At 65.9% G+C, this 23,342-nt stretch carries 20 protein-coding genes; 8 read left to right on the forward strand and 12 right to left on the reverse strand.

What is annotated here, in order from left to right; all coding sequences use genetic code 11:
* Positions 1 to 55: 55 nt before the first annotated feature.
* Positions 56 to 1,585 carry an ABC transporter substrate-binding protein gene (locus ACQR1B_RS04080; protein ID WP_434834128.1) on the forward strand — a complete coding sequence of 510 codons (1,530 nt, stop codon included), beginning with the start codon at positions 56 to 58 and terminating at the stop codon, positions 1,583 to 1,585.
* Positions 1,586 to 1,798: 213 nt separating this feature from the next.
* Positions 1,799 to 3,370, forward strand: coding sequence for an ABC transporter substrate-binding protein (locus ACQR1B_RS04085; RefSeq protein ID WP_434834127.1), 1,572 nt, complete (start codon positions 1,799 to 1,801; stop codon positions 3,368 to 3,370).
* A 273-nt stretch (positions 3,371 to 3,643) separates the two neighbouring features.
* Here the strand turns inward: ACQR1B_RS04085 and ACQR1B_RS04090 are convergent, their stop codons facing one another.
* The 5 genes from ACQR1B_RS04090 to ACQR1B_RS04110 all read right to left on the reverse strand — a co-directional run bounded on the left by ACQR1B_RS04090 (position 3,644) and on the right by ACQR1B_RS04110 (position 6,945).
* Positions 3,644 to 4,612 (reverse strand): NAD(P)H-dependent flavin oxidoreductase, encoded by a 969-nt coding sequence (locus ACQR1B_RS04090; protein ID WP_434834126.1) that lies wholly within the window; start codon positions 4,610 to 4,612, stop codon positions 3,644 to 3,646.
* 143 nt (positions 4,613 to 4,755) lie between these two features.
* Positions 4,756 to 5,379, reverse strand: a complete 624-nt coding sequence (locus tag ACQR1B_RS04095; RefSeq protein WP_434834125.1) for a hypothetical protein — start codon at positions 5,377 to 5,379, stop codon at positions 4,756 to 4,758.
* On the reverse strand, positions 5,379 to 5,960 hold the full coding sequence (locus tag ACQR1B_RS04100) for a YqaA family protein (protein WP_434834124.1): 582 nt from the start codon (positions 5,958 to 5,960) through the stop codon (positions 5,379 to 5,381). Before ACQR1B_RS04100 ends, ACQR1B_RS04095 begins: the two co-directional genes overlap by 1 nt.
* Before the next feature lie 86 nt (positions 5,961 to 6,046).
* Positions 6,047 to 6,445, reverse strand: coding sequence for a phosphoribosyl-ATP diphosphatase (gene hisE / locus ACQR1B_RS04105; RefSeq protein ID WP_434834123.1), 399 nt, complete (start codon positions 6,443 to 6,445; stop codon positions 6,047 to 6,049).
* A 104-nt stretch (positions 6,446 to 6,549) separates the two neighbouring features.
* Complete coding sequence (locus tag ACQR1B_RS04110) at positions 6,550 to 6,945, reverse strand: hypothetical protein (RefSeq protein ID WP_434834122.1); 396 nt, start codon at positions 6,943 to 6,945, stop codon at positions 6,550 to 6,552.
* A 260-nt stretch (positions 6,946 to 7,205) separates the two neighbouring features.
* Between ACQR1B_RS04110 and ACQR1B_RS04115 the strand changes: the two genes are divergently transcribed.
* From ACQR1B_RS04115 to ACQR1B_RS04135, 5 genes are all read left to right on the forward strand, one after another.
* Complete coding sequence (locus ACQR1B_RS04115) at positions 7,206 to 8,261, forward strand: ABC transporter substrate-binding protein (protein ID WP_434834121.1); 1,056 nt, start codon at positions 7,206 to 7,208, stop codon at positions 8,259 to 8,261.
* A 97-nt stretch (positions 8,262 to 8,358) separates the two neighbouring features.
* On the forward strand, positions 8,359 to 10,152 hold the full coding sequence (locus tag ACQR1B_RS04120) for a glucan ABC transporter ATP-binding protein/ permease (RefSeq protein ID WP_434834120.1): 1,794 nt from the start codon (positions 8,359 to 8,361) through the stop codon (positions 10,150 to 10,152).
* A gap of 170 nt (positions 10,153 to 10,322) precedes the next feature.
* Positions 10,323 to 11,801: a serine hydrolase gene (locus ACQR1B_RS04125; RefSeq protein ID WP_434834119.1), complete on the forward strand. Its 1,479-nt coding sequence runs from the start codon at positions 10,323 to 10,325 to the stop codon at positions 11,799 to 11,801.
* Between the two features lie 183 nt (positions 11,802 to 11,984).
* On the forward strand, positions 11,985 to 13,676 hold the full coding sequence (locus tag ACQR1B_RS04130) for a long-chain fatty acid--CoA ligase (protein WP_434834118.1): 1,692 nt from the start codon (positions 11,985 to 11,987) through the stop codon (positions 13,674 to 13,676).
* Positions 13,677 to 13,818: 142 nt separating this feature from the next.
* Positions 13,819 to 14,304 (forward strand): peroxiredoxin, encoded by a 486-nt coding sequence (locus tag ACQR1B_RS04135; RefSeq protein WP_434834117.1) that lies wholly within the window; start codon positions 13,819 to 13,821, stop codon positions 14,302 to 14,304.
* A 183-nt stretch (positions 14,305 to 14,487) separates the two neighbouring features.
* On the opposite strand, the gene rnhA is transcribed toward ACQR1B_RS04135, so the two are convergent.
* The 3 genes from rnhA to ispH all read right to left on the reverse strand — a co-directional run bounded on the left by rnhA (position 14,488) and on the right by ispH (position 17,050).
* Positions 14,488 to 14,952: a ribonuclease HI gene (rnhA, locus tag ACQR1B_RS04140; RefSeq protein ID WP_434834116.1), complete on the reverse strand. Its 465-nt coding sequence runs from the start codon at positions 14,950 to 14,952 to the stop codon at positions 14,488 to 14,490.
* Positions 14,949 to 15,923: a homoserine kinase gene (locus ACQR1B_RS04145; protein ID WP_434834115.1), complete on the reverse strand. Its 975-nt coding sequence runs from the start codon at positions 15,921 to 15,923 to the stop codon at positions 14,949 to 14,951. The genes rnhA and ACQR1B_RS04145 overlap by 4 nt, the downstream gene beginning before the upstream one ends.
* Before the next feature lie 158 nt (positions 15,924 to 16,081).
* Positions 16,082 to 17,050 carry a 4-hydroxy-3-methylbut-2-enyl diphosphate reductase gene (gene ispH / locus ACQR1B_RS04150; protein ID WP_434834114.1) on the reverse strand — a complete coding sequence of 323 codons (969 nt, stop codon included), beginning with the start codon at positions 17,048 to 17,050 and terminating at the stop codon, positions 16,082 to 16,084.
* Between the two features lie 264 nt (positions 17,051 to 17,314).
* Between ispH and ACQR1B_RS04155 the strand changes: the two genes are divergently transcribed.
* Positions 17,315 to 18,010 (forward strand): DUF1013 domain-containing protein, encoded by a 696-nt coding sequence (locus tag ACQR1B_RS04155; protein ID WP_284418265.1) that lies wholly within the window; start codon positions 17,315 to 17,317, stop codon positions 18,008 to 18,010.
* Between the two features lie 341 nt (positions 18,011 to 18,351).
* On the opposite strand, the gene ACQR1B_RS04160 is transcribed toward ACQR1B_RS04155, so the two are convergent.
* The 4 genes from ACQR1B_RS04160 to ACQR1B_RS04175 all read right to left on the reverse strand — a co-directional run bounded on the left by ACQR1B_RS04160 (position 18,352) and on the right by ACQR1B_RS04175 (position 23,309).
* Positions 18,352 to 19,083: an OmpW/AlkL family protein gene (locus ACQR1B_RS04160; protein ID WP_434834113.1), complete on the reverse strand. Its 732-nt coding sequence runs from the start codon at positions 19,081 to 19,083 to the stop codon at positions 18,352 to 18,354.
* Between the two features lie 174 nt (positions 19,084 to 19,257).
* On the reverse strand, positions 19,258 to 19,530 hold the full coding sequence (locus ACQR1B_RS04165; RefSeq protein ID WP_434834112.1) for a hypothetical protein: 273 nt from the start codon (positions 19,528 to 19,530) through the stop codon (positions 19,258 to 19,260).
* A gap of 358 nt (positions 19,531 to 19,888) precedes the next feature.
* Positions 19,889 to 21,793 (reverse strand): propionyl-CoA synthetase, encoded by a 1,905-nt coding sequence (locus ACQR1B_RS04170; protein ID WP_434834111.1) that lies wholly within the window; start codon positions 21,791 to 21,793, stop codon positions 19,889 to 19,891.
* A gap of 121 nt (positions 21,794 to 21,914) precedes the next feature.
* On the reverse strand, positions 21,915 to 23,309 hold the full coding sequence (locus ACQR1B_RS04175) for a tetratricopeptide repeat protein (protein ID WP_434834110.1): 1,395 nt from the start codon (positions 23,307 to 23,309) through the stop codon (positions 21,915 to 21,917).
* Positions 23,310 to 23,342 lie beyond the last annotated feature (33 nt).

Here is a 23,342-nt window from a genome sequence, read left to right on the forward strand (position 1 = left end):
GGCACGAATGAACGAGTGACGAGGAGCAGTCTAACGAGAGAAGCGGATAGTCCAGATGACGGTGCAGTGGTCTGCGTTGATAGTCGTTAGCTTTTTTGGAGCATATTTGGGCCCTGCATTGGCAGCCGCGCCCGATGCCGTGCGGGAATTTGCCGGCCGCGTGGGCCCGATCGTGGGGCAGGCCTCCGCCTGCCAGGACATCGCGCAGGGGCGCGTTCAGACCATCGTCGACAAGGTCCGCGAAGTCATTCGCCAGGCGTCGACCAATGACGGCGAGCGCGATCAGCTGACACGCGCTTTCAACGGCTACATCGCCGACGGCCGCAGCCGCATCGGCGCCTCGCAGGCGAGCTGCGCGAACGCCGAAAAGCAGCTGGTCGAGCTCGAGCGTTCGCTGAGTCAGCCGGCGGCGGCCGGCCCGCGGCCGTCCTCTCCGGCCGAGGCGACGACCGGTGCCGTGACCGCAGCCGAGGTGCGCGGCGTCACCGACCGCGAAATCCGTTTCGGCATGGTCCTGCCGTTCTCCGGCGTCCAGAAGGAGGTCGGTCACGAGATGAGGCTGGGGATCGAGACCGCCTTCGCCCGCGCCAACGAGGGCGGCGGCATCAACGGGCGCATGCTGCGGCTGGTCGTGGCCGACGACGGCTACGATCCGAACCGCACCGCCGCGGCGATGGCCCAGCTCTACGAGAAGGAGCAGGTGTTCGGCTTCATCGGCAATATCGGCACGGCCAACGCTCAGGCGGCCATCCCCTATGCGCTGGAGCGGCGGATGCTGTTCTTCGCCCCCGATACCGGCGCGGCCTCGGTGCGGCGCGATCCGCCGGACCGCTACGTCTTCAACTACCGGCCGAGCGATGCCGAGGAGGCTGAAGCGCTGGTGCGTTATCTGGTCAAGATGAAGCGGATTCCGCCGCGCCAGATCGCCGTCTTCACGCAGCAGGACGCCCTGGGCGACGACGGCTACGCAGGTGTCGCCAAGGCCGTTCGGCATTTGAACATCAGCGAGCCCGTGGCGCGCTTCAACTATCCACGCGCGACGATCGATGTCGACGACGCCGTCAACCAGATCAAGGCCCACAAGCCCGCGATCAAGGCCGTCATCATGGTGGCCACCAGCCGCGCGGCCGCGAAGTTCATCGAGAAGACACGGGATGCGATGCCCGACCTGATCTGTGCTACGATCTCCGTCGTTGGATCGACGGCGCTCGCGACAGAATTGAAGCTGCTCGGACCACGCTTCACCCGAGGCGTCATCGTGACGCAGGGCGTCCCGGCGGTTTCCGGCTATTCGAGCCTTGTCCTGGACTACAAGAATGCGTTGACGAAATTTGCGCCCGGCGAAGCGCCGGACTACACGTCTCTGGAGGGTTACATCGCGGCGACGATCCTGATCCAGGCGCTGAAGCAGACCAACCCGCTCGACACCGAACGGCTGGTCGACACGCTCGAATCGATGCGCAGCCTCGATCTGGGCCTCGGCGCTCCCCTGTCATTCGGGCGCGCGGAGCATCAGGCTTCGCACAGGATCTGGGGCACCGCGCTCGACGAAAACGGCACGTATCAGGCAATCGAATTGGAATAGACCGAGATCGAGGGGACGAACTGGTTGTACGCGACGCATTAGCAAAGTCTAAAGTATGATCGGAAAAAGCCGTGCCGGGTTACCGAAATGGTCATGCTCTTAGGGAAGGCTGGTCTGTGCATGGTGGCGGTCTCGCGTTTTCTCCATCGCAGACACAGAGCGTCAAATCACCAGGCGGAAGACCTGGATGGGGTCCATAGTGGGATAGTGGCAATGAGTTTTCGTTCTAGCGTATTCTTGGTTGCGGCATTGCTCGCAACGCCCGCCAGCGCGGCGGGCACCAATGCGGACGTGGTGCGTAATCTCGCGAGCCGGGTCGGGCCGATCGTGGGAGCAGCGTCCGCCTGTCAGGCGATCGACCAAGGCCGCGTTCAGGCCATCGTCGACAAGTTTCGCGAGGTGATCCGGGAAGCCTCCACCGGCGGCTCGGATCGCGACGAACTGACCCGCGTGTTCAACGGCTATGTCGCCGACGGCCGCAATCGCGTGGGCGCGTCCCAGACCGACTGCAACACCGCGGGCCGCCAGCTCGCCGAGCTCGAGCGTTCGCTCGGGCAGACGGCGCCGAGCCAGACCGCCACCAGCCTCGCCGGGGTGATCGCTCCGTCCGCCGCGGTTGCCGCAACCGCACCGACGGCGACACTGCCGCCGCCGGCCGCCAGCAACGTCCAGGGCGTCACCCCCAACGAGATCCGGTTCGGCATTGCCGCACCGTTCTCGGGCGCGGCCAAGGAGCTCGGCCGGCAGATGAAGATGGGCATCGAGGCGGCCTTCAACCGCGCCAACGACAGTGGCGGCATCGGCGGCCGCTCGCTGCGCCTGTTCTCGGCCGACGACGGCTACGAGCCGTCGCGGACGCTGGACGCGATGAAACAGCTCTACGATAAGGACAAGGTGTTCGGCTTCGTCGGCAATGTCGGCACACCGACCTCCGCCGTCGCGATGCCCTATGCGCTGCAGCGCCGGGTGCTGTTCTACGGCGCGTTCACCGGCGCCAACATCCTGCGCAACGACCCGCCGGATCGCTACGTGTTCAACTACCGCGCCAGCTATGCGGAAGAGACCGACACGGTGGTGCGCTATCTCGTGAAACTGCGCCGTCTGCAGCCGCGCGACATCGCAGTCTTTGCGCAGCAGGACTCCTACGGTGATGCCGGCTTCTCCGGCGTGGCGAAGGCGTTCCGCTCGCTCGGACTGGCCGACACCTCGATCGTGCGCTTCAACTACAAGCGCAACACGGTCGATGTCGACGAGGCCGTCAACCAGCTGCGGGCGATGAAGAATCCGCCCAAGGCGATCGTCATGGTCGCGACCTACCGGGCGGCGGCGAAGTTCATCGAGAAGACCCGCGATCAGCACCCGAGCATGATCTACACCAACGTATCGTTCGTGGGTTCGACCGAGCTGTCCGACGAGCTGATGCTGCTCGGCCCGCGCTACGCCAGCGGCGTCATCGTCACCCAGGTGGTGCCGGCGGTCGGCGGGTATTCCAGCGCCGTGCTCGAATACAAGAATGCGCTGGAGAAGTACTTCCCGGGCGAGGCTCCGTCCTACGTCTCGTTCGAGGGCTACATCGCGGCCAACGTCCTGATCCAGGCGCTCCGCAAGGTCGGCCCGCAGCTCGATACCGAGGCGCTGATCGATACGCTCGAGAACATGCGCGACCTCGATCTCGGCCTCGGCGCCAAGCTCGGCTTCGGCCGCGCCGAACACCAGGCCTCGCACAAGATCTGGGGTACGGCGCTGGACGAGCGCGGCAAGTTCCAGGCGATCGAGCTGGAATAGCCCGCCCGCCCCGAGGCGAACTTCAACGTCGAGAACGCGGCAGCCCCTGGTTGCCGCGTTCTGATTTTGGCCGTTCTGTTTTCGAGCCGTTCTGCCGTCTTGGCGACGTGTGAGCGTCGGCGGGAGCCGCGCCGCGGCTCGGAAGCCCTTGGCGCGATCGAGCAGCCGCGGTGGTGCCTGCAACGTGACGCATCGGGAGAGAGCCGGGACGCAAGCGCGGCTCCCCGTAGCGGCAGGCTCGCGCTCGGTCGGGAGAGCCGGGACCGCCTCGCCTCACAACGGCGGATCGATTGCCTCGTCATATTCCTTCTTGAAGCGCGCGATCAACTCGGCGGCCGGCAGCACGTCCTTGATGGCGCCGATGCCCTGGCCCGAGCCCCAGATCTCCTTCCACGCCTTCGGCTTGGCGCGCTCGCCGGAAGCATCGGTGCCGAAGCTCATCGTTGACGGATCCGAGGTCGGCAGGTTGTCCGGATCGAGACCGGCGGCGACGATCGACGGCTTCAGATAGTTGCCGTGCACGCCGGTGAACAGGTTCGAGTAGACGATGTCGTCGGCGCCTGAACTCGTGATCATCTGCTTATAGCCCTCGACCGCGTTCGCCTCCTTGGTGGCGATGAAGGCCGAGCCGACATAGGCGAAGTCGGCGCCGAGAATGCGCGCGGCGCGGATGGCACGGCCGTTGCCGATGGCGCCCGACAGCGCGACCGGCCCGTCGAACCAGGTCCGCGTCTCCGCCACGAAGGCGAACGGCGAGATCGTGCCGGCATGACCGCCGGCGCCGGCCGCGACCAGGATCAGGCCGTCGGCGCCCTTCTCGATCGCCTTGTGGGCAAACTTCTGATTGATGACGTCGTGAAAGACGATGCCGCCCCAGCGATGCGCCGCCTGGTTGAGTTCCTCGCGCGCGCCGAGCGAGGTGATCATCATCGGCACCTTGTACTTCTCGCACAGCGCCAGATCCTGCTCGAGCCGATTGTTGGAGCGATGCACGATCTGATTGACCGCGAACGGCGCCGACGGCGCTTCCGGATGCGCGCGATCATGGGCGGCGAGTTCTTCGGTGATGCGCGCCAGCCATTCGTCGAGCAGCGCGGCCGGCCGCGCGTTTAGCGCCGGAAACGAGCCCACCACGCCGGCCTTGCACTGCGCGATCACGAGATCCGGCACGGAGATGATGAACAGCGGCGAGCCGATCACGGGGATCGACAGACGCCCCTTGAACAAGGCGGGCATGGACATGGACGGGAATTCCTCTTGCGTTGAAATGCGGAAACGCTCGTGTCGCGAGCATGCCCGACATCATGCCGTGATGGCAATTCGCTCGCAGAGGGACCGGAAAAGCCCGTGGGTGGTCTTGCGTTGAGGCGCTGGCGCGCGCCCGCTCACTGGCACAGCGCCGAGGTCACGAACGTGTCGATGCGGCAATCGCCCGGCTTGCGCTGTCGGCCGGGGATCAGCACTCGGGCCGAGCAGCTCTCCGCGGAATCGGTGTTGAGGCTCTTGCCCTCCTTGTAGCCCTTGCCTTGGCACAGCCGGTCGGCGCCGAGCTTGCAATCGGGCGTGCCGTTGGCGGCAACCGGACAGGCCATGCGGCCGGAGATCATGGTGGAGGGCCTGGCGAGCCGCGAGAGCGTGTCGCCGGTCTCCTTCAGCACGCCGGTCGGGTTGCCACCGCCTTTCGGCGCGGCTGGCCGATCAGCTGGCTGCGGCTCGGGTCCGGCTTGGTCCGCGGGAGGTGCCGCCGCCTCGGCGCCGGCGGCCGCGGGCTCCGCGCCGGCGTCGCTTGGGCGCTTCAGCGGAATGATCGACATCTTCTCGAACAGCTTGCCGAGTTCCTCCACCAGACCCGGGTTGGAAGGCTGCGGCGCAGGTGCGGCGGCAGGCGGCGGTTGCGGCGCCTCGCGCAGGCCGGCGGCGGGCGGCGATTGAGCCCATGCCACGGCAGCGGAGAGCGCGACGGCGATCAACGCCGAGCCCGCCACCAGCCCTGGGCGCCGCAGCGTCATCAGATCAGCTTCACCGCGATGACGAAGCCCGCCACCAGCACGATCGCGCCGATGGCCACCCATAGTCCGAGGTGCTTCTCGATGTGCACCCTGATCCATTCGCCGTAGCGGTTGAGCAGGATCGCAGCGATGAAGAAGCGGCCGCCGCGGGCCACGATCGAGCAGAGGATGAACAGGAACAGGTTGTAGCCGGCGAATCCCGACGTGATCGTGACGAGCTTGTAAGGGATCGGCGTCAGCCCCTTCAGCAGGATGATGACGGCGCCCCACTCGGCATAGGACGCGCGAAACGCCTCGACCTTGTCGCCCAGCCCGTAGAGCTGGATCAGCCATTGGCCGAGCGAGTCGTAGAGCAGCGCGCCGATCGCATAGCCGACGAGGCCGCCCGCGACCGAGGCCGCAGTGCAGACGCCCGCGAACAGCCAGGCCCGTTGCGGCTTGGCCAGCGACATCGGGATCAGCATCACATCCGGGGGCACCGGAAAGAACGAGCTTTCAGCGAAGGCAATCGCAGCCATGATCCAGAGGGCATGCGGCTTGTGGGCGGCGTCGATACACCAGTCATAGATCCGTCTGAGCATGGTCCGCGATGAAGCAAACCGGGCCGGGTTTGTCCATGGCGATGTGCCGAAGTCGCTGCCGATCCCTGCGGACGGATGCGAATCCGCTAATTCCGCTTGCGGATCGTGCGCTCCCCGAGCGCGACGATCGGTCGCGACAGGCGCTCGGGCGCGGCCTTCGCGAGCTTCATCTCCGCTTTCGGCAGCTTCTCGGCGATGCCGAGCAGCAGCTCACGCCGATCCATCTCGCGCCAGACATCCTCGGGCCGGATATCGAGTTCGGCCCAGAGCACCGCCAGATTGTACATCAGGTCGGCGCTTTCCCGCACGACGGCCTGGGCGTCGCCATTGACCGCATCGATCGCCACCTCGATGGCCTCCTCGGCGAGCTTCTTGGCCATTTTGGGAGCGCCCTGCCGGATCAGCTTGGCCGTGCGCGAGCGCGCAGGATCCAGATCCCTGGCTGCCAGAACCGCGCGATAGAGCCGCTCGATCGAATCGGTCATTCAGCCACAATAGTTAAAAACGGTGGCGCGGGTGTTAACGTTTGCAGCAGACATGAAAAAATCCGCCGGCGCAGGGCCGGCGGATTTTGTTCCTGGGTCCGTTATCACCACTGATTGTAGTAGCCGCCACCGTAATACGGGCCACCGCCGTAATACTGATAGCTCGGACCACCGTAGCCGTAATAGGCCGGGCGACCATAGTAGTGGTCCTCGTAATAGGAGCGGCGGTTCTGCGCCGCCGCGATGGCGAGGCCGGTGCCGACGATGCCGGCGAAGGCGGCCGCTGCGGCCGCGCCGCCATTGCCGCGATAGTGCCGACGGCGCGCACTGACGTCGGTCAGGCCGCCATCATGAGCCATCTTGGCGACGGCGCCCTTCTCGGCCGGCGCAGAGCCGGCAAAAGCGAGAGTCGGCTGCACTGCCGTTAGAGCCACCGCGGCCATCGTCGCTAGGACGGTGGCACGGCCGAAGCGTGAAACACTTCCCCGCTGTGCGATCATGTGAATCCTCCATTGATCAATCTCGCGAACCAACTCTCGAACCCGTCCTACAGTTCCCTCGCGGAAACCATGAGTCGAAGCCGCAAAAAGCCGCAGGCCTCGCTCATGGACCATTCAGATTCGATCGGACATGATCAGGCACCGCCGGTGCCGAGCGGCCCGTCACGAAATTGACACGTCGCGTGCCACAGGGGCCGGTGAACTGATTAGAATACCGGCGTGACAAGACCGGTGCGACCTGCGAATACCGGCGTGACCTGATGCGTATGCTAAGACCAGCCACCCTCTTTGCCATGGTGCTTCTCGCCGCTTTCGTCGTGCCCGCATGGCTGTCACCGCAGGTCGCCGCAGCGGAGGAGCCGAAGCGCCCCGTCGCCGTCATGTTCGCGCTCGATCGTCCGATCGATGGCAGCATGGCACCATTGGTGCTCGCAGCCAGCCGCGGGCTGTTCAGCGCCGAGGGCGTGGCCGTCACCCTGACCACAGCCAAGAACTCCGCCGATGCGATCGCGCGCGTAGCGTCGGGCGAGAGCGACGTTGCGCTCGCCGACATCAACGAGTTGATCCGCTATCGCGACGGCGCGGGAAGTCAGCCGGTCAAGGCGGTGTTCATGCTGTTCAACACGGCGCCCTATGCCATCATCGCCCGCAGGAGCCGCGGCATCGGCGGGCTGACCGACCTCGAGGGCAAGACGCTGGGCGTCGCCGAGGGCGACCTCGCGATCCGGCTGTGGCCGGCGGTGGCCCGGCACAATCATCTCAAGACCGAGACGATCAAGCTGTCGCGCGTCGGCGCGGCCCTGCGCGAGCCGATCCTGTCGGCCGGCCAGGTCGATGCCGTCAGCGGATTTTCCTACCTCTCGGCGCTCAATCTGCGGGACCGCGGCGTACCGGCCGCCGATCTCGTGGTGCTGCGCTTCGCCGATTACGGCTGCGAGGCGTATGGTCATGCGGTGATCGTCAGTCCCGGCTTTGCGGCCAAGCAGCCGGCTGCGGTGAAGGGCGTGCTGCGGGCACTGACGTCCGGACTCCAGCTCGCGATCAAGGATCCCGCCGGCGCCGTCGCCGACGTGGTGAGCCGGATGGACGATGCCTCGCGCGAGCTCGAACTGGAACGGCTGCAGACCGTGCTGGCCGACAACGTGCTGACATCCGACGTCCGCCGTGACGGCATCGGCGGCATCGATCCGACCCGGTTCGAGCGCGCCCTCGACCAACTCGCCGAGGACGGCAAATTCCATCACAAGCGTCCGCTGCCGGCCGACATCTTCGACGACAGCTTCCTGCCGCCCGCCGACAGCCGCCTCGTCAACTGACGCGCCGCGATTGCGCTGTCGCTCGATGGCGATCCCTTGCTAACATGTCGCGGCGCTGCGCCCCGATTCCGTCTCTGCCTGCACGAAGCCCTCGCCCATGTCCCTGCTCCGCCTCTATGTCCGCGTGCTCCATCTGCTCGGAAAGGAGGGGCGGCTGGCCTGGATCGTCGCGTTCGCCAACCTCGCGCTCGCGGTGGCGCAGTTCGCCGAGCCGGTGCTGTTCGGACGCATCGTCGATGCGCTGTCCGGCAACGCGTCGACCGGTACCGCGTGGCCGCTGCTCGCGGCCTGGGCGGGGTTCGGCCTGTTCACGATTCTGGCCAGCGCCTGGGTGGCGCTGCAGGCCGACCGTCTCGCCCACCGCCAGCGCCACGCCGTGCTGACGAGCTATTTCGAGCACATCCTGCAGCTGCCGCTGACGTTCCATTCCGGCACCCATTCCGGCCGGCTGATGAAGGTGATGATCAACGGCACCGACGGGCTGTGGCACCTGTGGCTGTCGTTCTTCCGCGAGCACTTCAGTGCGATCATGTCGGTGGTCGTGCTGCTGCCGCTGTCGCTCTACCTGAACTGGCGGCTCGCGATCCTGCTGTTCGTGCTCTGCGTCGTGTTCACGGTGCTGACGACGCTCGTCGTGCGCAAGACCTACGGCATGCAGAGCGAGGTCGAGGAGCACTACAGCAACCTGTCGGCGCGTGCCTCCGACGCGCTCGGCAACGTCGCGCTGGTGCAGAGCTTCGTGCGGATCGATGCCGAGGTGCAGGGCCTGCGCAACGTCGTCGGCCAGTTGCTGTCGTTGCAGATGCCGGTGCTCGGCTGGTGGGCGCTGGTGACGGTCATCACCCGCGCCTCCACCACCATCACGGTGCTCGCGATCTTCACGCTCGGCATCGCCCTGCATCAGGCCGGAATCACGTCGGTGGGCGAGATCGTGATGTTCGTGTCGTTCGCGACCATGCTGATCCAGAAGCTCGAGCAGGTCGTGTCGTTCATCAACAACGTGTTCATGGAAGCGCCGCGGCTGGCCGAGTTCTTCACCGTGCTCGACGCCGTGCCCGCGGTGCGCGACCGCCCCGACGCGATCGATGTCGGACGCCTTTCGGGCCTCGTCGAATTCAACGACGTCTCGTTCTCCTATGACGGCAAGCGTCCGGCGGTGCAGGACCTCAGCTTCACGGCGCTGCCCGGCCAGACCATCGCGCTGGTCGGACCGACCGGCGCCGGCAAATCGACCGCGATCGCACTGCTGCATCGCGCCTTCGATCCGCAGTCCGGCTTCATCAGGATCGACGGCATGGATGTCCGCGGTCTCAAGCTCGCGGCGCTGCGCCGGAACATCGGCGTCGTGTTCCAGGAGGCGCTGCTGTTCAACCGCTCGATCCGCGAGAACCTGCTGGTCGGCAAGCCCGATGCGACCGAGGCGGAACTGCGCAGCGCGGCTGCCCGCGCCCAGGCGCTCGACTTCATCGAGCGCGCCGACCAGGGCTTCGAGACCAATGCCGGCGAGCGCGGCCGCATGCTGTCGGGCGGCGAACGGCAGCGGCTGTCGATCGCTCGCGCGCTGTTGAAGGATCCACCGATCCTGATTCTCGACGAAGCGACATCGGCGCTCGATGCCGTCACCGAGGCCAAGCTCAACGCCGCGCTCGACGAGGTCATGAAGGGGCGCACGACCTTCGTGATCGCACACCGGCTCTCGACGATCCGCAACGCGACCAAGATCCTGGTGTTCGAGAACGGACGCGTGATCGAAAGCGGAACGTTCGATGAACTCGTTGCCAAGGCCGGCCACTTTGCGGAACTCGCCAAGGCTCAGTTCATGGTGCAGGAAAACGCGCGCGCGACTCTCGGCGCAATCGAGCACGACTCCGCCCCCGTCAAGGTCCGGTAGCGGTACGCTTTCATCGTGAATTGAACGGCTGGCCCCTGTTCTGGCGCATCGACCCGGTATAGGTTCGCGGCCTGCCGCGAGCATAGCGGCGCCGGACACGCTTGAAACCCGATAGCCCGTTTGCCCACCTCGCCGCGCGAGGCGGGTTCTCAAAGGACCGGACCCGACCAGTGCAGACGCTTCGCCTGTTGTTCCGCCATACCCCCATCACGATCCTTCTGCTCGCTGCGACTCTCGTGCTTGCTCCCCGTGGGGCCAATGCCGAAGCGCTGCTGCTCGTCGAAGCCGACAGCGGCAAGGTGCTGGAAGCGCAGAACGCGACCTACCCGTGGTATCCCGCCTCCGTCACCAAACTGATGACCGCCTATGTAACGCTGAAGGCGGTGAAGGACGGCAAGCTGTCGCTCGACACGCTGGTGACGGTCTCGCCCACGGCGGCCTCGCAATCGCCGTCGAAGATGGGTTACCGGCCGGGCACGCAGCTCACCATCGACAACGCGCTCAAGATGATGCTGGTGAAGTCCGCCAACGACATGGCGGTGGTGCTCGCCGAGGGCGTCGGCGGCTCGATTGACGGCTTCTCGATCATGATGAACGAGACCGCGCAGAAACTCGGCATGACGCAGACGAGCTACGTCAATCCGAACGGCCTGCCGGCCGACGGACAGATCACCTCGGCGCGCGACCTCGCGATCCTGGCGCGGGCCATCATCCGCGACCTGCCGGAGTACGAATACTTCGTCCACATCCCTTCGATCCGCTACGGCCGCCGCGTGGTGCAGAACTTCAACCGGCTGATCGGGCGCTACCCCGGCGCCGACGGTTTCAAGACCGGCTTCATCTGCGCCTCCGGCTACAATCTCGTCGCGTCCGCGACCCGCAACGGCAAGCGCCTGATCGCTGTCGTGCTCGGCGCCTCGTCGGGACAGATGCGCGCCGTGCGTGCGATCCAGATGCTCGATCGCGGCTTCAACACCAACCAGCTCGGCTGGCTGAAGGCGCCGCTCGGCAATGTCGATCAGCTGGCGCCGGTCGATGCCACCCCGCCGAATCTGCGCGACGACATGTGCGGCGGCAAGCGGCACCGGCCCGCGAGCGACGACGACGAGGAGACGATCGCCGGCGCCGACGGCGAAGCCACCGGCGGCACCTTGCTGGCCGGGTTGCAGGCCCCGACGCTGAAGCCGTCGGATATCCTCGCTGCCGCCCAGGCGCCGTCGGAACCGGTGGTCGTCTATACCGGCCCGACCCGGACCGGTGCGGCCTTGATCGCAGCGGTGGCTGCCGATGCCGACGCCCAGACCCCGCCCAAGCAGCGCGGCAAGAAGGCGCATGCCGCCGCCAGGACGAATGCCAAGCCCGCGACCCGGACGGCGGCCAAGACCGACGGCGACGCGAAGCCGGCCGGAAAGCCCAGTGCCAAGTCGACCGACGTCAAGTCGGCCGATGCCAAGTCAACCGATGGAAAGTCGACCCCGGCGAAGCCGGCCGCCGCACGCCATGTCGCGGCCAAGCATGACGGGACGAAATCGGCGGAAAAACCCGGGTCTGACGCCGCGGCCAAGCCCGCCAAGCCGAAGGCGGCCGCCAAGCCCAACGCCGACGGCAAGCCCAAGGCCGACGGCAAGCCGGCGCCGAAGGACGGCTGATCCCGCGCCGCACGCGCGGCCGGCGTTGATCCTCGCCGCCGGCCGGACGGCCGTCGTCTCTTCCTCTTTCGTCTACGCCTGCGCCGCTTGCCTTGCCCGGCCGGAGATTCGATATTGGCCGCCGGCTGCGACCGGCGCGAACGGGTCGAGCGACCATAAGAGACGACAAGAGAGGAAGGGTTCATGGAGCGCATCTGGCTCAAGCACTATCCGGCCGGCGTTCCCGCAGACATCGATCCCGGCAAATATCAATCGCTGGTCGAGCTGCTGGAAGAGAGCTTCAAGAAATTCGCCGATCGCCGCGCCTTCATCTGCATGGACAAGGCGATCAGCTATCGCGAGCTCGACGACATGTCGGTCGCGATGGGCGCCTATCTGCAGGGCCTGGGATTGCCGAAGGGCGCGCGCGTCGCGCTGATGATGCCGAACGTGCTGCAATACCCGATCGCGATCTCGGCGGTGCTGCGCGCCGGCTACACCGTGGTCAACGTCAACCCGCTCTACACGCCGCGCGAGCTCGAGCACCAGTTGAAGGATTCCGGCGCCACAGCGATCATCGTGCTGGAGAACTTCGCCCACACGGTGCAGCAGGTGGTCGGCCATACCGAGGTCAAGCACATCGTCGTCGCCAGCATGGGCGACCTGCTCGGCTTCAAGGGCGTGATCGTCAATCTCGTCGTCCGCCGGCTGAAGAAGATGGTGCCGGCATTCTCGCTGCCCGGCGCCGTGACGTTCAACGATGCGCTCGCCGCCGGGCGCGGCAAGCGATTCCAGAAGCCTGTGATCGGGCCCGACGACGTCGCCTTCCTGCAATATACCGGCGGCACCACCGGCGTCTCCAAGGGCGCCACCCTGCTCCATCGCAACGTCGTCGCCAACGTGCTGCAGAACGACGCCTGGCTGCAGCCGGCGCTGGACCGGCCGCCGCAGGTCGATCAGTTGCTCGTCGTCTGCGCGCTGCCGCTCTACCACATCTTCGCGCTGACCTGCTGCTTCCTGCTGGCGCTGCGCGCCGGCGGCGCCAATCTGCTGATCCCCAATCCGCGCGACATCGCCGGCTTCATCAAGGAGCTGATGAAGTACCAGGTCAGCAACTTCCCGGCCGTCAACACGCTCTACAACGGCCTGTTGCACCATCCCGATTTCAAGAAGGTCGACTTCTCCAAGCTGAAGATCTCCAACGGTGGCGGCATGGCGGTGCAGCGCGCGGTCGCCGAGCAGTGGAAGCAGGCGACCGGCTGCAGCATCGCCGAAGGCTACGGCCTGTCCGAGACCGCGCCGGTGCTGACCTGCAATCCGCCGACGTCGACGGAGTTCACCGGCACGATCGGACTTCCGCTGCCCTCGACCTGGCTCTCGATCCGCGACGATGACGGCAACGAGGTGCCGCTCGGACAGGCCGGCGAGATCTGCGCCAAGGGCCCGCAAGTCATGGCCGGCTACTGGAACAGGCCCGACGAGACCGCCAAGGTGATGACCGCGGACGGCTTCTTCCGCACCGGCGACATCGGCGTCATGGCCGCGGACGGCTCGGTCAAGATCGTGGACCGCAAGAAGGACATGATCCTGGTCTCCGGCTTCAACGTCTACCCGAACGAGGTCGAGGAAGTGATCGCGATGCATCCGGGCGTGCTGGAGACCGCAGTGATCGGGCTGCCGGACGAGAAGACCGGCGAGGTCGTCAAGGCGTTCGTCGTGAAGAAGGATTCCAGCCTCACGGCCGAGGACGTCATCAAGCACTGCCACGAGCAGCTGACGAACTACAAGGTGCCGAAGCAGATCGAGTTCAGGACCGAGCTGCCGAAGACCAATGTCGGCAAGATCCTGCGGCGGCAGCTGCGCGACGAGAAGAAGGATCCGGCGGCGGCCGCCTGAGCCCATTGGCTCGGGACCACCGGCCGTGCGATGACGGACACGTGAACGAGGCGGGCCGTTGCTGTTTCCGGCCCGCCGCCTAGTGTAGCGCGCACCGCGCAAGACATTGCACAAGACACATCCAGGGGAAGGAGTTTTCGATATGACGATCCAGGTTGGCGAGAAGCTGCCGCAGGGCCAATTCCGCGTGATGACCGAGGAAGGTCCGCAGGTCAAAACCACCGACGACATCTTCAAGGGCAAGAAGGTGGCGCTGTTCGCGGTGCCCGGCGCCTATACCGGCACCTGCCACAAGATGCATCTGCCGAGCATCTTCCTCAACGCCTATGCGATCAAGGACAAGGGCGTCGACACCATCGCCATCATCTCGGTCAACGACGCGTTCGTCATGAACGCCTGGAAGCGCGACACCGACCAGCGCGACGAGGCCGTGTTCCTGGCCGACGGCAATGCCGATTTCACCAAGGCGATCGGCATGGAGCTCGACGCCTCCGGCGCCGGCCTCGGCATCCGCTCCAAGCGCTATTCGATGCTGGTGGAAGACGGCGTGGTCAAGAAGCTCAACCTCGAAGCCGCACCGGGCAAGGTCGAGGTTTCGGGCGGTGATACGCTGCTCGGGCAGCTGTGATCTGACGACCTCTCGGTTGAGGCACACCGCCTCCGCACCAACAGTGTCATTCCCCGCGAAGGCGGGGAATCCAGTACACCGAGGCCGCTCGGCACAACACGACTGTCAGTGAATACTGGATCGCCCGGTCAAGCCGGGCGATGACAGTGGAGAGTGTGGCAACAACGGCGGCTCATGAGCCGGTCAGCCCCGCACGTTCTTCTGCATCCTTGCCATCGCCACCCCGTCACGCGCGAGTTGGTCGGCGCGCTCGTTCTCGGCGTGGCCGGCATGGCCCTTGACCCAGTGCCAGTTCACCTTGTGCGGCTTCAGCGCCTCATCGAGGCGCTGCCACAGTTCGGCATTCTTGACCGGCTTCTTGTCGGCGGTCTTCCAGCCGTTGCGCTTCCAGCCGTGGATCCAGCCGGTGATGCCCTGCCGGACGTACTGGCTGTCGGTGTAGAGCTCGACCTGGCACGACTTCTTCAGCGCTTCCAGCGCCGAGATCGCGGCCATCAGCTCCATGCGGTTGTTGGTGGTGTGCGGCTCGCCGCCCTTCAGCTCTTTTTCCTTGTCGCCGAAGCGCAGGATAGCCCCCCAGCCGCCCGGTCCTGGATTTCCCGAACAGGCGCCGTCGGTGTAGATGCTGACAACGGGAAGCTCACTCACGCCACGGCTCCGCCGATGCCATAGTCGCGCACGCTGGTGACGGTCTGATGGAAGCGCAGCTTGCGGACATATTCGAGCGGGTCCTTCGGCTTGACCAGCGCGCCGGCCGGCACGTTGAGCCAGTCCACCAGGCGCGTCAGCAGGAAACGGATCGCGGCGCCGCGCGCCAAGAGCGGCAGCGCCTGCAGCTCCGCGTCCGACAGCGGCCGCGCGCGGCCATAGGCGTTGAAGAAGGCGCGCGCCTTGGTGACGTTGAGCGAATGATCGGGCTCGAAGCACCACGCATTCAGGCAGATCGCGACGTCATAGGCGAGAATGTCGTTGCAGGAGAACGGGAAGTCGATCAGTCCCGACAGCTCGTCGCCGAGAAAGAACACGTTGTCGGGAAACAGGTCGGCGTGGATGACGCCTTCCGGCAGATGCGTCGGCCAGGATCGCTCGAGCAGGTCGAGCTCGGTCGACAGCAGCGCAGACAGACCTGATTGCACGGTGTCGGCGCGCCCGCTTGCCTGGGCGAACAGCGATCGCCAGCCGGACACCGAGAGCGGATTCTTGCGCACCAGCGGGAAATCGCGTCCGGCGAGATGCATCTGCGCCAGGGCATGGCCGACGCCGGCGCAATGCGCCACGTTCGGCTTGCGCGGCCACATGCCTTCCAGGAAATTGATGATCGCGGCGGGCCGCCCGGCGAGGCTCGAATACACCGCGCCGTCGCGGTTGCGCGCCGGCTGCGGGCAGCTCACGCCGCGCTCGGCGAGATGCGCCATCAGTCCGAGGAAATAGGGCAGATCATCCACCGCCACGCGCTTCTCATAGAGCGTGAGGATGAAGGAGCCCTTGGTGGTGTGCAGCAGGAAATTGGAGTTCTCGACGCCCTCGGCGATGCCCTTGTAGGACAGCAATTCGCCGATGTCGTAGGTCCTGAGGAAGTCCGCGAGCTCGTCGGCGGCGACATCGGTATAGACCGCCATGCCCTGTCCTGATCGTCGAAGTTCGCCTGGCCCCCGCCTCCCCGATGCGAACTTCGAGACCAGGGAGGCCCGTTGCGCCTTCATCGCGCATGCAGGCGCCGTGTTCAAGGCCGATGCGCCGCCGGCGGAGCGAAAACGACAGCCGCCGGGAAGTTGCCCTATTCGGCGGCCGCTTCCGGGCGCAGCGAGCGCGGCAGCGGGAAGAACTCGTTCTCCTCGGCGGCGGAGACCGTCTCGACGTGGAGCACGTAGCGCTCGGCAAAGGCGCCCATGATCTCCTCGACGATCACCTCCGGCGCCGAGGCGCCGGCGGTGATGCCGAGGCTCTTGATGCCCTCGAAACGCGCCCAGTCGATGTCGGAGGCGCGCTGCGCCAGCACCGCAATACGGCAGCCCTCGCGCTCGGCGACCTCGCGCAGGCGCTGTGAGTTCGACGAGTTCGGCGCGCCGACCACGATCAGGGCATCGACCACCGGCGCCACCTTCTTGACCGCGAGCTGGCGGTTGGTGGTGGCGTAGCAGATGTCTTCCTTGTGCGGGCCCGAGATGTTCGGGAAACGGCCCTTGAGGATCGCCACGATATCCTTGGTGTCGTCGATCGACAGCGTGGTCTGGGTGACGAAGGCGAGGTTGTTGGGGTCCTTCGGGGTGAAGGTCGCGGCGTCCTCGGCGGTCTCGATCAGGGTCACGGCGCCCGGCGGCAGTTGGCCGACCGTCCCGACCACCTCGGGGTGATGCGAATGGCCGATCAGCAGGATCTCGCGGCCGCGCTTGAAATGAATCGCAGCCTCGCGGTGGACCTTGGTCACCAGCGGGCAGGTCGCGTCCAGGGAAAAGAAATTGCGCGACTGGGCCTCGGCGGGAACCGATTTCGGCACGCCATGGGCCGAGAACACCACCGGTGCATTGGTACTGTCGGGAATCTCCGCCAGCTCTTCGACGAAGATGGCGCCCTTGGTCTTGAGGCTGTCCACGACGTATTTGTTGTGCACGATCTCGTGGCGGACATAGACCGGAGCGCCATAGATGGCGAGCGCCCGTTCCACGGTATCGATGGCGCGCACCACGCCGGCGCAGAAGCCGCGCGGCGAACAAAGCACGATTTTGAGGTCTGGTTTGGCTGCCATGGGGCGGATCTGAGCTGATCTGTGCGGGCTTGTTGCGGCGACCTGAGCCCCCGGGCCGGCAAGCGGGGGCGGTCGATACGTCACGGCTTGGAGCTAGAACTCGTTTGGGTAGGACTTGGGACTGCTTTCGAGCGCTGTCAAGGCCGTTTCTTCAGGCCATTGCGCCCCGCCCCCCGGACGGCTTATATAGGGCCAATTCCCGTCATCGCCGATGACCGCAGGTTTCGCCTCCAGGGCCGGGGCGGAGCACAAAGGAGATTTGCCATGAGCAACGCCCCGCTGATGCCGAAGGCAACTGCCGTGTGGCTGGTTGACAATACCGCGCTGACCTTCGACCAGGTCGCGGATTTCACCAAGATGCACCCGCTGGAGGTGCGCGCCATTGCCGACGGCGACGCGGCCCAGGGCATCAAGGGCATGGACCCGATCTCGACCGGGCAGCTCACCCGCGAGGAGATCGAGAAGGCCGAGCGCGACCCGAATTATCGCCTGCGGCTGCAGGAGAGCAAGGTCGTGCTGCCGCCGCAGCCCAAGCGCAAGGGCCCGCGCTACACCCCGGTGTCGCGCCGCCACGAGCGCCCGAGCGCCATCCTCTGGCTGGTGCGGAACCATCCCGAGCTCAAGGATGCGTCGATCATGCGGCTGGTCGGCACCACCAAGACCACCATCGCCAGCGTGCGCGACCGCACCCATTGGAACGCGCAGACCCTGACGCCGATGGATCCGGTGACGCTCGGCCTATGCTCGCAGATCGAACTCGATTTCGAGGTGCAGCGCGCCGCCAAGGAAAAGCCGCTCGACGCCAATTACAGCGGCGCCACTCTGCTGCCGGCCTCCGAGACCACCCGCAAGGACGAATACGAGCCTGCGGGGCGCGACGAGGACGACCTCAACGTCGACGCCGTGTTCGCCAAGCTCAAGACCATCGGCGGCAAGAAGCACGAGGACGACGAGGAATAAGGACGCGCGGGCGCGTCGTCGTCCGCGGCTCCATGTCATCCCGACCTCGACCCTTGCACCGATGCGCGTGACAATACTCGGTCGTCCCGGCGCGTAGCGGCGGTGGGCGCAGATCCGGGACCCATAACCACAGGGTTGCGTAGCGGCCCAAGCTGGTCGTGACTCAGCGCATCTTTCCTCACTCCTGCTGCAGCGTGATGGGTCCCGGCTCAAGGCCGGGACGACAGCGGTGGAGAGGCGCGAGCTCCCGTCGAATTAAAAGGCCTGCCAGCAGAAAACCTCCAAAAAAAATGGCGCCGGGAATGCCGGCGCCATCGCAGTCTTGGGAGGAATGATCGAAATCAGAACTTGTAGGTGACGCCGGCGCCGACCAGCCAGGGGTCAATGTTGGCGCGTCCCGAGATCGGGATGGCACCGTTGACGGTCGCCGAATAGTTCGGCTGCAGCCACAGCTTCTTGACGTCGACGTTCAGGCCCCAATGCTTGTCGAGCATGTAGTCGAAGCCGAACTGGACGGCGCCGCCCCACTGGTTCGAGATGTGCAGGTTGGTCACTGCGAGACCGTTGAACACCTGATTGGATGCGCTCTGGTTGAAGAACACCGTGTAGTTCACGCCCGCGCCGACATAGGGCTTGAAGGCGCCGAAATCGGTGAAGTGATATTGCAGCGTCAGCGTCGGCGGCAGCAGCGTGGCCTTGCCGACGTTGAGGCCATCCAGCGTGCCGGTGCCGCTGATGGAGTGCCGGGTCACGCCGAGGATCAGTTCGGCCGCGATGTTCTTGGTGAAGAAGTAGCTGATGTCGATCTCGGGCACGACCTGGTCGGAGATCTTCAGGCCCGAATTCGGCGACGACAGCGCCGGCACGCCGGCCACGTTCACGCTGGAGCCGCCGGCATCGGGCAGCACGCCGAGCGCGCGCACGCGAATCATCCAGGGATTCCAGGCCTCGACCACGGGCGCCTTGGTGTAGACCGGCGCCGCCTGAAGGTCGGCCGCTTGCGCTGAGCCCATGGCTCCGCAGACCGCCGCCAGCACGAGCAGCGACGACGAGAGTTTCAGCATTGTATTCATCAAGGTCCCCATAGCCACATTCCGGCCCGGGCAAAGCCGCGCCTTACACGCAAAGGTGTTGCAGCGCAGGCATTGGCTTGGATTTGATCTCGATCAATCGATGCTGCGGTTGCGGCAATGTCGCAAGAGTGTTGCCTTGATGTCACGCGCGCTGAGAAGCGCTTGCAGCGAGACTCAGGGACGGTTGGGGTGGTTGAGCATGTACTCGCCGAGATCGCGCTGCCTGCGATCGGCGCGGGCCTCGGCGCGCTGCCGTTGCACGTCGCGATCCTTGCGGCAGGCGACATATTCGGGCGAGCCCGCCGGCACCTTGCCGCCGGCCTGGCACACCGCGTCGTCGTCATCATTGCCGACCGCGACGGCGGGACCGGCATTGCGGCTGGCACAGGCCGCGAGCGAAAGCGCGGCCATCAGCACCAGAGCCAGGCGGGCGGAGGTCTGTCGCATCGAACGTTCCATCTTCGTCAATCGGACTTCTCAGCCGTTGCTTGACGACAATGGACGCCCGGGTCAAGCCTGGGGGGCGCTCGCGTGAGTTCGAATTTCCGGGCCTCATGGTTCGAGATGCCCGCCTGCGGCGGGCTCCTCACCATGAGGGTTTTGCACGGAGACCAGTGCTGCACATTGACCATGAGCAGCGTGCTCATGGAGAGGGGTAAAAGCCGAGGCACTGCACACCGGACCATGAACACGCCGAGAGGCATGTTCATGGAGAGGGTCTTGCAGCTTTGCCGCAAACACAGCCCTTATCCTGAGGAGCCCGCCGCAGGCGGGCGTCTCGAAGGATGGGCCGCAACGAACGGCGTTAGACCCGGCTCTTCAGCGCCTCGCCGATCTCCTCGAGCACCTTGGGATCCTCGATCGTGGCGGGCATGCTCCACTGTTCGCCATCGGCGATCTTCTTGATGGTGCCGCGCAGGATCTTGCCGGAACGCGTCTTGGGCAGCCGCCCGACCGTGATGGCGAGCTTGAACGCGGCGACGGGGCCGAGCTTGTCGCGCACCAGCGCGACGATCTCCTTCTCGATCACAGACGGGCTGCGCGACACGCCGGCCTTCAGCACCAGGAAGCCGCAGGGCACCTCGCCCTTGATCGCATCCTTGATGCCGAGCACGGCGCATTCGGCGACATCCGGATGCGAGGCCAGGATCTCCTCCATGCCGCCGGTCGACAGACGATGGCCGGCGACGTTGATGATGTCGTCGGTGCGGCCCATCACGAAGACATAGCCATCCTCGTCCTTGAAGCCGGCGTCCGAGGTCTTGTAGTAGCCGGGGAACTCGCTGAGGTAGGACTCCTTGAAGCGGTCCTCCTGCTGCCACAAGGTCGGCAGGCAGCCCGGCGGCATCGGCAGCTTGATCACGATCGAGCCCATGGTGTTGGCGGGCACCGCCTTCGCCGCCTCGTCGACGATGTCGACCTGATAGCCCGGCATCGGCACCGTCGGCGAGCCGTGCTTGACCGGCAGCAGGCCGAGGCCGACCGGATTGCCGGCGATGCACCAGCCGGTCTCGGTCTGCCACCAATGGTCGATCACCGGCACCTTGAGCTGCTGCTCGGCCCATTCCACAGTCGGCGGATCGGCGCGCTCGCCGGCCAAAAACAGCGTGCGGAACTGCGACAGATCGTATTGGCGCAGCAAGTTGCCGTCCGGATCCTCCTTGCGGATGGCGCGGAACGCGGTGGGCGCGGTGAACAGCGCCACCGCCTTGTGCTCGGCGATGACGCGCCAGAAGGCGCCAGCATCGGGCGTGCCGACCGGTTTGCCCTCATACATCAGCGACGTCGCGCCGTGAATCAGCGGGCCATAGATGATGTAGCTGTGGCCGACCACCCAGCCGATGTCGGAGCCGCACCACCAGACCTCGCCGGGCTTGATGCCGTAGAGATTCTCCATCGACCATTTCAGCGCGACGAGATGCCCGCCATTGTCGCGCACCACGCCCTTCGGCTTGCCGGTCGTGCCCGACGTGTAGAGGATGTAGAGCGGGTCGGTCGCCAGCACCGGCACGCAGGACGCGCGCTTGCCATTGGCGAGCGCGGATTTGCGCAGCGCCGCCCAGTCATAGTCGCGGCCGGGCTTGAGCTCGCAAACATGCTCGGGCCGCTGCAGGATGATGCAGGCCTGCGGGCGCTTGTCGGCCAGCTCGATCGCCTGGTCGAGCAGCGGCTTGTACTGCACGATGCGGCCGGGCTCGATGCCGCAACTCGCCGACAGCACCAGCTTCGGCGTCGCATCATCGATGCGGGTCGCAAGCTCCTTGGCCGCGAAGCCACCGAACACCACCGAATGCACCGCGCCGATGCGCGCGCAGGCAAGCATCGCGACCATCGCCTCCGGCACCATAGGCATGTAGAGGATCACGCGGTCGCCCTTGCCGACGCCGAAATCCTGCATGATCGCGGCGAGCGTCTGCACCTCCTTCAGCATCTCGGCATAGGTCAGCCGGGTGACGGAATGGGTGAGCGGCGAATCATGAATCAGCGCCAATTGCTCGCCGCGGCCGGCGGCGACGTGACGATCGAGCGCATTGTAGCAGGTGTTGACGACGGCGCCGGCGAACCAGCGGCCATAGGCGCCCATCGATGGATCGAAGATCTTCGCGGCCGGCTCGATCCAGTCGATCGCGCGGGCGGCCTCGGCCCAGAATCCTTCCGGGTCCCGCAGCGACCGGGCATGGACCTCGTGATAGCGGCTCGCAGCGCTCATGACGTTTCCCCAAGATCTGTGTTTATTCCCGACTATTGTCCGGGACAAAGCGACAGTTCAAGCCGTCATGAATTGATCCAGATCAGGAGCCCCCCGACGCCCGGTCATTTTCCGGCGAAGATCAATGCGCTGCGTCGCGCAGGGTATCGAGGCGGCGCTGCAGGGCTAGACGAAGGTCGTAGCCGGGCTTGCCGAACCGGGCGTTGCGCTCGGCGAGGAAGTCGCGCTGCGCAGTGCGCAGCTCTGCGGCGAAGCGGCCACGGGAGGATTTGACCAGCCGGGCGTAGCTCTCGGCAATGCCGAGATCCAGCACCGACAGCTGCGGATCGGCACAGATTACCTTCTCGACCTCGCGCCCGGCGGTCGCGCAATCGAACGACGGGCCGCTGCGCTCCGACGGCGCATTCAGCGGACGTGGCGGTTCGGCGCCGAACTTCTTGATCTCGGCGATCATGATGCGGCGGCCGCTCGCGGCGTTCTCATTGCCAGGATTCAGCCGCAGCGCAGCCTCGTAGTCGGCCAGCGCCTTGGCGCGCTCGCCCATTTTCTTGAACAGCACGGCGCGGTTGTTGTAGGTGAGCGAAAAATTCGGATCGAGCCGCAACGCCGCGTCGTAATCGGCCAGCGCCGAGCCCAGCTCGTTCTTGAACTGATAGGCGTCGCCGCGATTGGTCAGGAAGTTCGGCTTCGGCTGCAGCCTGATCGCCTGGTCGTAATCGGCGATCGCCTTGTCGTAGTCCTTCATGGCGGCGTAGGTCAGGCCGCGATTGTCGTAATATTCCGGCACTTTCGGATCGCGCCGGATCGCCTCGCTGTCATCGGCGAGCGCCTTGTCCAGATCGCCGAGCTTCTTGTAGGCGGCGCCGCGATTGGTGAAGGTGCGGGGACGATCGGGATCGAGGCGGATGGCCTCGTCATAGTCGCGCACGGCCTTTTCGTTGTCGCCGCGCAGATAAAAGGCGACGCCGCGGTCGGCATAGGCCTGGGCGTAATCCGGCTTGAGACGAATGGCTTGGTCGTAGTCGGCAAGGGCGCGCTCGAGCCGGCGCTGGCCGGTGTAGATGACGCCGCGCAGCTCATAGGCCTCGGCATCGTCAGGATCGAGCGAGATCGCCATGCTGAGATCCGCCGCCGCCTTGCTGGCATCGCCACCGCCCTCGCGCATCAGATCGCCGCGCAGCCGATAGGCGCGCGCATTCTTGCCGTCCAGCGCGATTGCCCGGTCGAGGTCTTTCAGAGCGCGGGTCATCCCGCTCGACGTTCGGGCATAGGCATCGGCACGAGCCACGAGAGCCGCCGCCTGATCCCGGGACGAGCTCGCGCTCTGCTCGATCGCACTCGTGCAGGCCGTGATCAGCTCGGACGGAGGCGCCTTGCTGCCGACCACGCATTCGGTCTCCGCGGCATAGGCGGGGACGGCACCCAGGCAGAGGAGAAAGCCGGCCGCGAGACGAAGAGCGCAGGCGGACGTGCGGTACGATCGGCGGAGCGGGCTTGCATGAACGGAAGCGTGCATGGTCGTCGGCTTTTCGGCTGTGGCGTGGACGGA

The organism is Bradyrhizobium oligotrophicum, assembly GCF_051168495.1.
GTDB lineage: Bacteria > Pseudomonadota > Alphaproteobacteria > Rhizobiales > Xanthobacteraceae > Bradyrhizobium > Bradyrhizobium oligotrophicum_A.